At 49.9% G+C, this 696-nt stretch carries 2 tRNA genes and 1 rRNA gene; all 3 read left to right on the forward strand.

The annotated features are described in order from the left end of the window. A 16S ribosomal RNA gene (locus AC790_RS21000) occupies positions 1-83 on the forward strand; the annotation flags it as partial. Between the two features lie 73 nt (positions 84-156). Then, positions 157-233, forward strand: a tRNA-Ile gene (locus AC790_RS21005). A gap of 116 nt (positions 234-349) precedes the next feature. Beyond that, a tRNA-Ala gene (locus AC790_RS21010) sits at positions 350-425 on the forward strand. Positions 426-696: the final 271 nt, after the last annotated feature.

Genomic DNA, 696 nt, shown 5'->3' on the forward strand with positions numbered 1-696 from the left:
CGCTTACCACTTTGTGATTCATGACTGGGGTGAAGTCGTAACAAGGTAACCGTAGGGGAACCTGCGGTTGGATCACCTCCTTACCTGAAGATACCTTCCCGCGAAGTGCTCACACAGATTGTCTGATGAAATTAAAGAAGAGCGTAAAACGCCTGCAGGCTTGTAGCTCAGGTGGTTAGAGCGCACCCCTGATAAGGGTGAGGTCGGTGGTTCAAGTCCACTCAGGCCTACCAAATTCTTCCCGTTTCTGCGTTGTGCCGACAGCTCGCATACTTCAGTATGCTTCGTGTCGTCACGCCTTGAACCTGAAAGAATTCTCCTGGTAAGCAAGCGTTTTACAAAACTCTATGGGGCTATAGCTCAGCTGGGAGAGCGCCTGCCTTGCACGCAGGAGGTCAGCGGTTCGATCCCGCTTAGCTCCACCATCAACGCCCCCACGTTGATAACTAACTTCAGAATGTATCCTCGGGTGCATTGCGAAGTTATTGCTCTTTAACAATCCGGAACAAGCTGAAAATTGAAACGACGTGTTGGTTCATTTCTCCGTAATAAGAAATGAATAACAACATGTTCGAGTCTCTCAAATGCTTACAGTCCCAAGCGTTGCAAAACGCCTGTGGGTTGTGAGGTTAAGCGACTAAGCGTACACGGTGGATGCCCTGGCAGTCAGAGGCGATGAAGGACGTGCTAATCTGC

It is taken from the genome of Pantoea sp. RIT-PI-b (assembly GCF_001187905.1).
Taxonomy (GTDB): Bacteria; Pseudomonadota; Gammaproteobacteria; order Enterobacterales; family Enterobacteriaceae; genus Pantoea; species Pantoea nemavictus.